This window comes from Pseudodesulfovibrio karagichevae, from assembly GCF_041414475.1.
GTDB classification, from domain to species: Bacteria; Desulfobacterota; Desulfovibrionia; order Desulfovibrionales; family Desulfovibrionaceae; genus Pseudodesulfovibrio; species Pseudodesulfovibrio karagichevae.
The window spans coordinates 145,673-155,497 of the sequence record NZ_JBGLYH010000003.1; the positions used below are offsets into that span (position 1 = coordinate 145,673).

The following is a 9,825-nucleotide window of genomic DNA, read 5'->3' on the forward strand; positions in this document are numbered from 1 at the left end:
CACTATGAGGCACCGGGGCAGCACTTCCAGCCAGAATTAGGGCTAATTCTTCACAACAGAGCAAGTCTTCCCGTCTTCGTTCAGGGTGATCGTTTCGCCCAGAGAGGCCGAGTAATACACGTTCCGCTCGGGGTCGATCAGAGTGCAGTCAACAAGGCCGATGTAGAGTGCCTGTTCAATGCGAATTTGCAGATGCATGAGATTTCATCATTTGGTTGAAGAGTTGATTTATGTTCACAGTCAGTTACTTGCAATATTTTGATTTCTTGAGGTGTTCCAGATCAACGGGGAATTCCAGCTTGCTTGCGATGGCTTCGTAAAGCTCCTTCGCGTGGAACCGCTCCGCATAGTAATCGTAGGTCATGGAGAATTTGCCCGAAGAGTGACCGTGAAACTGTTCAGCCATGCGGTCTTCGATTCCCATATGTTTGCAGATGCTGGCGAGAGTGGCGCGGAAGGAGTGAAAGACCTTGCGGCGTTTCGGGTTTTCCGGCTTGAGTCCCCACTCACTTTTCCGGGCCGAAAACCAGTCACTAGCCTTCTTCCCGAATTTGAGCTGGTCGTCTCCATTGGGGTTCTTGATCGTGACCGGGGGCAGGTCCGGGAATAGGCGTGTTTCTCCTTTCCTGCGGAGGTGTTCAACATACTCAGGGAACTTCAATTCCTCTGTCACGAACGGCCACAGCGGAATAGGGCGGATGCTTGATTCCGTCTTAGCGTCTTGTCCTTCGCCTTCGTCGGTGATCATGATGTACCAGACGTCTTCGTGGAATTTCACATCGTCCAGATTCAACTGGGCTAACTCCTCGATCCGTGCGCCGGTGGCGAGTCCGAGAATGGGCATCCAGAACTGATAGGGTTTGGGCCAACTGTCGTTAACATACTGGCGACAATGGAAAATCGTGTGCAAGTCGTCAGGTGTGAACGGTTCTGTTGCGGCCCGTTTGGTCTTCGTGAGCTTGAACTTCCGTCTGGTGACATTGGGAACCACTTCATATCCCTGATCTTCACACCAGTTGAAGAACGTCCCTGTGTTGACCATGTAGTTCTGGATCGTCCCATCTGTTACGAGGTCTTGCGAGGGAACGTCACAGGCAAGGCGTTGATCCCAACTCATTTTATTGTAAGGCTTTTTGTTGCGTTTCGGGAGAGTTCTCAATTTTGCAACATACGTCCTCATGGCCTCATGATCGACTTGAGACACAGGCATGTCTCCAAGGATCGCCGGGAGAAGCTCGGCAACCGTCTTATATTCCTTGTAGGACGTGGCTTTCCACTGGTTATTGCCCTCAAGGAATGCTGCCAAAGCTTCGGAGAGCAGGGGGCCAGTTGGACCAGTGGATGGAACAGGGACTTGCGGCGTTGTAAAATCGCGAAAGTAGTCCTTTTCGTACTGGTAATTCCCTTGGTCTCGCTGCTGGTAGATGCGCCACAATTCAATGTCTCGTTTCAGGACGTCCCGGAGAAGTTTTTTGTAGTCGAAGGATTCCGGTTCAACGTCCAGTCCGGCCCACTCAATGAATTCTTCCGTGCTGCCCTCAGAAATCGTGTATTCTCCTCGTGCGAGGATTTTTTGCAGCTTGCCGATGATTTCATCATGATATTCTGGCGGGTAGTCGTGGCGATTCGTCGAGATTCGTGTTTTCTCCTCAATATCAAGCCGTTCCCGCATGCTTCCAATCAGAAGGCGTTGTAATTCCTCGTCGGAGATATGTCCCATGGTTCCAGACCTTACCTTGTTGAAGTATTCCCATGCGGTAGCGGCCAAGGCCCGGGCCTTGGCCTTGGCGTCTCGCAGGTAGCATGTACGGAGGGAGTAGCGGAATTCGCGCCGGTTGAAAACGTCCCTCAGGTCATCGGGCACGACCAAACGGAAGTAGTAGACGGAGCCTCTACGCAGGACGTTTTGAGGGAGGCCGTTTCGGGGCAAAATTCTTGAACTCCGCAGGGCACAAGCTTGGCGATTTGTACCACCAATTTGTACCAGTTCGCGAAGACTGATCCAAAACCCCGAAAAAAGGCAAAAAGAAAGTCCTTAAAACCGTAATGATTTTAAGGACTTCCAGGAGTTACCGTGGTAGCGAGGAGAGGACTTGAACCTCCGACTCTGCGGATATGAGCCGCATGCTCTAACCAACTGAGCTACCTCGCCACGTTTGTTTCGCCGAAGCGAGGACAGTCTATAGACCGTCTTTCCGGGCTTGGCAAGTGTAAATTTCCCGTTCGGTCTGAAAAATGGAACATATTACAAAAACAGGAGAATCAGGGCCGCCAGGACGATGCGGTATACGGCGAAAGGGCGCAGGGTCAGGCGTCCGAGCAGAACGATGAACCCTTTGACCGCCAGCCAGGCCGCGATGAAGGAGACCACGAAGCCGATGAGCAGGAAGATCAGGTCGTCTGTCTGGAACAGGGTGTAGTTCTTGAGGAAGTCGTAGCCCGTGGCGGCGAACATGATGGGCACGGCCGCAATGAAGGAGTACTCGGCGGCCACGGTGCGCTTGGCGCCCAGGAGCATGCCGCCCATGATGGTGGACGCGGACCGGGAAAAGCCCGGCCACAGCGCCAGGCACTGGAACAGGCCGATGCCGAACGCGGTCCTGGGGGTGATCTCGTCCAGGGTCAGGGTGGTCTTTTTGAAGTCCTTGGCCTCGACCGCGAAGATGAGCACCGCGCCCACGGCCAGGGCCACGGCCACGGTGAAGGGCGAGAAGAGGTATTCCTTGATGTAGTGGTGGGTCAGCAGGCCGAGCACGGAGGCGGGCAGGGAGGTCAGGAACAGGAGCCACAGGCCGTACACGCCCGAGAACTTGCGCTCCTTGTCCGGGAAGATCAGGCCCACGAAACGGTCCCAGTACAGGACCACCACGGCCAGGATGGCCCCGAGCTGGATGACGATCTCGAAGGTGTCGGCCTTGGGGCCGGTGAAATCCAGGAGGTGCCCGGCGATGATCAGGTGGCCGGTGCTCGAGATGGGCAGGAACTCGGTCAGGCCTTCGACAATGCCGAGAATGATCGCAACATACCACGGTGCCATATGATCCTCAGGAGCTGAATGGGGTTCGGACGCGCAATACGCTAGGGTCTAGACCAACTGATGCCGTCTTGCAACCCCTCGGAAGCTGGTGTATTCCCTTTCGCTGGAAACATGTTCAACCCCAGGAGCGATCCATGACGACCATAATGCCTCAGAGCGAATTGACCCGCAAAGCCGTGGCCTGGATCTGCGAGATGCGGGACAATGGAGACGAGAGGGCACTCCCCGTGCTCATCGAAGAGGCGGGCGTCCGCTTCAACCTCGGTCCCAGGGACATGGAGTTCCTTCTGCGTTTCTTCAAGGAAAACAAGGGCTGATTCCTCCCGGTGAAACTTCTCAATCGTCAGCTTTTCCTGGAACTGCTCAAGCTCTTCGGCTTGACCGTCTCCTGTCTCCTGGGCCTCATCCTGGTGGGCAGGATGCTGCAGTTGCGCTCCCTGTTCCTTTCCCAGAACATCGGATTCCTGAACATCCTGCAGCTGTTCTTCTACCTGACGCCCTTTTTCCTGCTGCTGATCACGCCCATCGCCACCATGCTCAGCGTCTTTCTGACCTTCCTGCGCATGAGCACGGACAACGAACTGGTGGCCCTCAAGGCGAGCGGGGTCAGCCTGTACCGCATGCTCCCCGCGCCCGTGCTCTTTTGCTCCCTGTGCACGCTGTTCGCCTTCTTCATCTCCTTCTGGGGGCTGGCCTGGGGCATGGACATGTTCAAGACCAAGCTCTATTACTTCGCCAAGACCCACTCGAAGTTCGCCCTACAACCTGGCGTGTTCAATAAGGAATTTCCGGGGATCACCTTCTACGCCCACCAGGTGGACAACGAGAAGGGCGAACTGAAGTTCGCCTTTGTCCGCGACGACTCCATCAAGGGCACCTCGGTGGTTGTGGTCGCCCCGGAGGCCGAGGTCGTCTCCAGGCCCCGGCAGGCCGAAATCCACGTGGTGTTCCACAACGGGCGCATCTTCCGGCAGAGCGGCGACGAACTGAACATCCTCAAGTTCGGCAAGTATTCCATCAAGCTCGACCTGGGCAAGTTGTTGACCGGCTTTAACTTCGTGGAGCAGAAGGCCAAGGACATGCCGTTTTTCCAGTTGTGGGACATCCGCAAGGACCACAGCCTGGTGCCGCATGAGAACGAGCGCTTCTTCCGCAAGGTGGACACCGAGTTCTACAAGCGGCTGACCCTGCCCCTGGGCTGCTTCATCCTGGGCATGTTCGCCATCCCCATCGCCTCGGTCTTCCGGGGGTTGAAGCAGCAGTACGGCCTGCTCCTGGCCATGGGGCTGTTCATGGTCTACTACACCATGTTCTCCATCGGCGTGAGCATGGGTGAATCGGGTACGATTTCGCCTGAATACGGCATGTGGGCACCGGACATCCTGTTTGTGTTCGTGGCCCTGTTCGGCATGCGCTACGCCAACCTCGAGCGCACGCCCTCCATTGTCCACTGGCTCATGCACATGCGCCTGCCCGGGCGCAAAAGGGAGGCCGGGGCATGAAGATCATCGGCGTCCTGAGCCGGTATCTGATCCGGCAGAATCTTTATCTCATGGCCATCTGCCTGACCGTGGGCACCAGTCTGTACCTGTTGTCCGACATCTTCGACCGGCTGGACGACTTCATCCGGGCCGGGCTGGGCGCGCAGACTATCCTGTTCTATTTCGTCGTCAAGATTCCGCTCATCGTGTCGCAGCTCATGCCGGCGGTCTTTCTCCTGGCCATGGTCATCCAGCTCGGGGTGCTGAACCGGTCCAGGGAGATGCTCGCCCTGCGCGCCGGGGGCGTGGCCTTTGCCTGGTTCATCCGTTTCTTCGTCATCTACGCCCTGGTCTGGAGCGCCGGACAGCTGATTTTCTCCCAGTTTCTCGGGGTGTTCGGCGAGCAGGAGGCCAACCGCATCTGGAAGGAAGACGTCCGCAAGAAGCAGCTGGACGCGCTGACCATCCACGACCTGTGGTTCCGGGACGGGCCGTTCATCGTCCTGGCCAAGGAGGCCCAGCCGAGCAAGAGCCGGGCGAGCGACATCACGGTCTACGAGTTCACCACGGACAACCAGGAGCTCATCCGCATCCTGACCGCCAAGAAGGCGCTCATCGACGACCACGGGTGGGGGCTTCTGGACGTGCACGAACTGGACACCCGAACGTTCATCACCGTGGACCGGACGTCCCAGTTCCTGTCGGTGCGCCAGAACCTGAGCGCCTACGCCGCCGTGGAGCTCAAGGGCGACACCGCGCAATTGCCGCTGCTCGAACTGTCCAAGGCCATAAAACGGCTCCAGGAATCGGGCTCCAACGTGGAGATGCTGCAGACCATCTGGCACGGCAAGCTGGCCTACGCCTTCTCCATGGTGGTCATGGCGGTGCTGGCCCTGACGCTGGTGACCTTCTCGGAGAACGTCTACGCCAATATCGGCCTGTCGCTTATCCTCATTTTCGTACAGTACGGGGTCCACGTGGTCGGGGAGACCGCCGGGGAAAAGGGCGTGCTGCCGCCGATCATGGCGGCCTGGCTCGGCAACGGGATCATGGGCGGGGTGGCCTGTCTGCGTCTGGCCTGGGTGGCCATGCCGGGCTTCAAGACCGCGATCCTTACCGCGGTCGAGGGATTGATCCCCAGACGGGCGTGATCACTGCCCGGCGTATTCGCCGAGCCTGTCCCACAGCTTTTCCTCGCCCCTGCCGGTCTTGCTGGAAAAGAGCACCGGCGCGCGGTCCTGCTGCAGGATGTCCTGCCACTGCTTTTGGAGCTGGGCCAGTTCGCGCTGTTTGGGCTTGTCCGCCTTGGTCAGGATGGGAATGACCGGAATGCCCAGGCCGCGCACGTAGCTGGTCAGTTCCAGGTCGATTTTTTGCGGGGAGAGCCTGGCGTCCAGGAGCACGGCCACGGCCTTGAGGCGCTTGTTGTCCTTCATGTAGGCCTCGATGAGCTTGGCCCACTTGAGCCGTTCCTGTTTGGAGCACTTGGCGTAGCCGTAGCCCGGCAGGTCCACCAGGAAGTAGCCGTCCGGCTGGACCCGGTAGTAGTTGAGGCTGCGCGTCTTGCCGGGCTTGGAGCTGATTTTGGCCAGGGCCTTGCGCCCGGCCAGCCGGTTGACCAGCGACGACTTGCCCACGTTGGACCGGCCCGCAAGGGCGATCTGGGGCTCGTCAAAGTCCTCAAGCTGCTTGATTTCGTATATTGTTTTGACTAACTCGATGGTTCGGTTCATAAAGAGGTACCGTTTAGGCAATTGGTTTTCGAACGCCCCCAGTGTTCTTTTTTTCGTGGGGCGCGTCAAGGAGAGCGGGAAATACACTATCCCGGCGCACAAGGGAAGACGCATGGACAAGCTCAAAATTCTGATCATGAACGGCCCCAATCTCGGCCACATCGGCACCCGCCAGCCCGAGATATACGGTTCGAGGACAATGGACGACATGCCCGAGCTCCTCTCCCAAGTCATGGGCGGCAAGGGCGCGGAGGTCGCGCTGGAGCATTTCCAGTCCAACTCCGAGGGCGCGCTCATCGACCGGCTGGAACAGGCCCGTGAAGAGGGCGTGGACGGCGTGGTCTTCAACGCCGGGGCCTACACCCACACCTCGCTCGCCTTGGCCGATTGCCTGGCCTGGATCGGCGTCCCTTGCGTGGAGGTGCATATCAGCAACATCTGGGCGCGCACGGACCAGCCCCTGCGCCAGAAGTCCCTGATGGGCGAGAGGTGCATCGGCGTCATTGCCGGATTCGGGATTCTGGGTTATGCCCTCGGTGTCCAGGCGCTGTACCAGCGGCTCCGGGGCTGATTCCACTGAAAAATACCCGGGGAAATCCCGGAAACCATTTGGAGACAATATATGATTTCAACCAAGGATTTCAGGACAGGCCTGAAGATCGAGATTGACGGCAAGCCCTTCGAGATTATCGAGTTCCAGCATTTCAAGCCCGGCAAGGGCGGCGCCATGGTGCGCACCAAGCTGCGCCAGATGCTGACTGGCCAGGTGCTGGACAAGACCTTCCGCTCCGGCGAGAAGGTCGAAAAGCCGGACATGGCCGTGACCGAGATGCAGTATATCTTCCGGGAAGGCGAGAATTTCGTGTTCATGGATCTCGAGACCTACGAGCAGATGCACGTGCCCGCCGGCAACGTGGGATCGGAGGGCGGCTTCATCAAGGAAGGCGACACCGTGAAGGTGCTCCTGTACAACGGCGAGCTCATCGGCGTGGACCTGCCCGCCAACGTCAGCCTGAAGGTCGCCCAGACCGACCCCGGCATCCAGGGCGACCGCGTGTCCAACGCCACCAAGCCCGCCACCATGGAAACCGGCCTGAAGGTCAACGTTCCGCTCTTCATCAACGAAGGCGACGTCATCAAGGTGGACACCCGGAGCGGAGAGTACCTTGGTCGCGAATAAAGCGGACTTGCAACACCTTGTGTAAATTGCGTAAAAAAGGTCGTGGGCGGGTTGCCGCCCAGGACCTTTTTTATCAAGTGAGGCTCAATGGCGAGACAACGGAAAACCACGGTCAAGACGGAGATGCGGAAAGGACGCGGCAACGAGTTCATCGGGCTGTTCTTTCTCTTTCTCTCCGCTTTTCTTTTTTTAAGCATCCTTTCCTTCAGCCCCGGTGATCCGAGCTTCAATCAGGCCGTCACCGCCGGGCGGAAGGTCCAGAACGTGGTTGGCTACGCCGGAGCCTATTGCGCCGGTTTTCTGGTGGAAATGTTCGGCATGGGGGCCGTGTTCTGGCCCCTGTACTTCCTCTACCTCGGTCTGGCCCGGTTCGTGGCCCGGCTGAAGATATCCCCCCTGCGCTGGCTCGGGATCATCGGCCTGGTCGTCGCCTTCGAGGCCTGGGCCATGCATCCGTGGTTTTTCACCGTGCCCGAGGACGCCTACGGCCTCATCGGCTCCGGCTTCTTCGGCCGGTCCATCATCACTAAATATACCATGCCGTACCTGCGGCCCGTGGGCACGTTCCTGCTCTGGCTGTTCGTGACCATCATCTCCCTGCAGGCCGTGATCGGCTTCACCTGGGCCTCGGTCTGGGCGCTGCTGGCCCGTTGGTGGGGTATCTACCGCGAAGGGGCGGTCGTGCGGGCCGAGCACCGGGCCGAGAAACGGGCCGAAAAGCGGGCCGAGCGCCGCGCGGCCAAGGCCCTGGCCGGGGAGATGGAGCCGGAACCGGCCGAAGAGGAAATGGGCCTCCAGTTCGTGGATCTCGACGCCGGGGAGGATGGCCGTCCGGTCAAGACTCCCAGACCGGCCCAGCCCAAGCCCAAGCCCGCCCCGGCCAAACCGGCGGCGGCCAAGATTCCGGCGGGGCCGGGCGGTTTGCCCAGTCCGGCGCTGCTCACCGCGCCGCCCGCCCAGAAGACCTCCCAGACCCCGGCCGTGTTGCAGCCCCTGGCCGACCGGTTGAAGGAATGTCTGAACGATTTCAACGTCCAGGGCGAGATGCAGCGGGTGGTGCCCGGTCCGGTGGTGACCATGTTCGAGTTCAAGCCGGCGCCCGGCATCAAGGTTTCCAAGATCGAGGGACTGACCGACGACATCGCCCTGGCCCTGCGCGCGGAATCCGTGCGCATCGAAGCACCCATCCCGGGCAAGGACAGCGTTGGCGTCGAGATCCCGAACATCGAGCGGGAGATGGTCTATCTGCGCGAAATCCTGGAATCCAAGGAATTCACCGGGTCCAAGTCCCCGCTGACCCTGGCGCTGGGCAAGGACATCCAGGGGGCCACCCAGGTGGCCGACCTGGCGCGCATGCCGCACCTGCTGGTGGCCGGCGCCACCGGCGCGGGCAAGTCCGTGGGCATCAATGGGTTCCTGCTCTCCCTGCTGTACAAGGCCGGACCCGAGGACGTGAAGCTCCTCCTGGTGGACCCCAAGCGCATTGAGCTGGCCCCGTATGCGGACCTGCCGCACCTGGTTCATCCCGTGGTCACGGACATGAATATGGCCAAGAGCGCCCTGGAATGGGCGGTCTTCGAGATGGACTGCCGCTACGAGAAGATGGCCCAACTGGGCGTGCGCAACATCGAGGGATACAACAAGAAGCTGGAGGAAATGGGCGACAATGTTCCCGAGGAATTCGAGAACATGAAGCACATGCCGTACCTGGTCATCATCATCGACGAGCTCGCCGACCTGATGATGACCGCGGCCAAGGACGTGGAGCAGTGCATCGTGCGGTTGGCCCAGCTGGCGCGCGCCGCGGGCATCCACTTGGTCCTGGCCACCCAGCGGCCCAGCGTGGACGTGGTCACCGGCCTGATCAAGGCCAACTTTCCCACGCGCATCTCCTTTTTCGTGACCTCCAAGTTCGACTCCCGAACCATTCTCGACGCCGTGGGCGCGGAGCGGCTGCTGGGCAAGGGCGACATGCTCTTCAAGCCGAGCGGCGGCAAGCTCAAGCGGATGCACGGCGCGTACGTGGACGAGACGGAAATTGCGCATGTGGTCGATTTCTGGAAAAACGCCGTGCCCCAGGAATTCGAGCTCGATTTCAGCGACTGGAGCCCCAATGCGGGCAATGACGCGGGCTCCGGCGGGGTAGCCGGGGCCTCGGGCGACCCGGTGTACGACGAAGCGGTACAGTTCGTGCTTTCCCAGGGCAAGGCGTCCATTTCCCTGTTGCAGCGCAGGCTGCGCATCGGATTCAACCGTGCGGCCCGGTTCATTGAACAGATGGAAATGGACGGCATCCTCGGCCCCCAGGATGGGAGCAAACCGCGTAAGGTCATCAAGCCGGAATAATTGGAGTAAGTAATATGTCTAGACTATCCGTTGCCGTTTTCGCCATGG

9 protein-coding genes and 1 tRNA gene are annotated in these 9,825 nt (G+C 59.5%); 6 read left to right on the plus strand and 4 right to left on the minus strand.

Annotated elements, in window-relative coordinates:
• Nucleotides 1-244 precede the first annotated feature (244 nt).
• The 3 genes from AB6M95_RS02345 to AB6M95_RS02355 form a co-directional block, all read right to left on the minus strand.
• Complete coding sequence (locus tag AB6M95_RS02345) at nt 245-1,930, minus strand: DUF6538 domain-containing protein (RefSeq protein WP_371385122.1); 1,686 nt, start codon at nt 1,928-1,930, stop codon at nt 245-247.
• A gap of 145 nt (nt 1,931-2,075) precedes the next feature.
• Nucleotides 2,076-2,152: transfer RNA gene (locus tag AB6M95_RS02350), tRNA-Met, on the minus strand.
• A 93-nt stretch (nt 2,153-2,245) separates the two neighbouring features.
• Nucleotides 2,246-3,037: an undecaprenyl-diphosphate phosphatase gene (locus tag AB6M95_RS02355; RefSeq protein ID WP_371385123.1), complete on the minus strand. Its 792-nt coding sequence runs from the start codon at nt 3,035-3,037 to the stop codon at nt 2,246-2,248.
• 134 nt (nt 3,038-3,171) lie between these two features.
• Between AB6M95_RS02355 and AB6M95_RS02360 the strand changes: the two genes are divergently transcribed.
• From AB6M95_RS02360 to AB6M95_RS02370, 3 genes are read left to right on the plus strand one after another with little or no spacing between them, the layout of a single operon-like run.
• The gene (locus AB6M95_RS02360) at nt 3,172-3,354 is read left to right on the plus strand and encodes a hypothetical protein (protein ID WP_371385124.1); all 183 of its coding nucleotides are present in this window, start codon (nt 3,172-3,174) and stop codon (nt 3,352-3,354) included.
• A 9-nt stretch (nt 3,355-3,363) separates the two neighbouring features.
• A complete protein-coding gene (gene lptF, locus AB6M95_RS02365; RefSeq protein WP_371385125.1) occupies nt 3,364-4,539 on the plus strand; it encodes an LPS export ABC transporter permease LptF in 1,176 nt (391 codons plus the stop codon).
• Nucleotides 4,536-5,669, plus strand: coding sequence for an LptF/LptG family permease (locus tag AB6M95_RS02370; RefSeq protein ID WP_371385126.1), 1,134 nt, complete (start codon nt 4,536-4,538; stop codon nt 5,667-5,669). The genes lptF and AB6M95_RS02370 overlap by 4 nt, the downstream gene beginning before the upstream one ends.
• Here the strand turns inward: AB6M95_RS02370 and yihA are convergent, their stop codons facing one another.
• Nucleotides 5,670-6,251 carry a ribosome biogenesis GTP-binding protein YihA/YsxC gene (yihA, locus tag AB6M95_RS02375; protein WP_371385127.1) on the minus strand — a complete coding sequence of 194 codons (582 nt, stop codon included), beginning with the start codon at nt 6,249-6,251 and terminating at the stop codon, nt 5,670-5,672.
• A gap of 112 nt (nt 6,252-6,363) precedes the next feature.
• Here yihA and AB6M95_RS02380 point away from each other — a divergent pair, with 112 nt between their 5' ends.
• From AB6M95_RS02380 to AB6M95_RS02390, 3 genes are all read left to right on the plus strand, one after another.
• Nucleotides 6,364-6,822 carry a type II 3-dehydroquinate dehydratase gene (locus AB6M95_RS02380; protein ID WP_371385128.1) on the plus strand — a complete coding sequence of 153 codons (459 nt, stop codon included), beginning with the start codon at nt 6,364-6,366 and terminating at the stop codon, nt 6,820-6,822.
• 51 nt (nt 6,823-6,873) lie between these two features.
• Nucleotides 6,874-7,431 (plus strand): elongation factor P, encoded by a 558-nt coding sequence (efp, locus tag AB6M95_RS02385; protein ID WP_371385129.1) that lies wholly within the window; start codon nt 6,874-6,876, stop codon nt 7,429-7,431.
• Nucleotides 7,432-7,518: 87 nt separating this feature from the next.
• Entirely contained in the window at nt 7,519-9,777 is a 2,259-nt protein-coding gene (locus tag AB6M95_RS02390) for a DNA translocase FtsK (protein WP_371385130.1), read from the plus strand.
• Nucleotides 9,778-9,825: the final 48 nt, after the last annotated feature.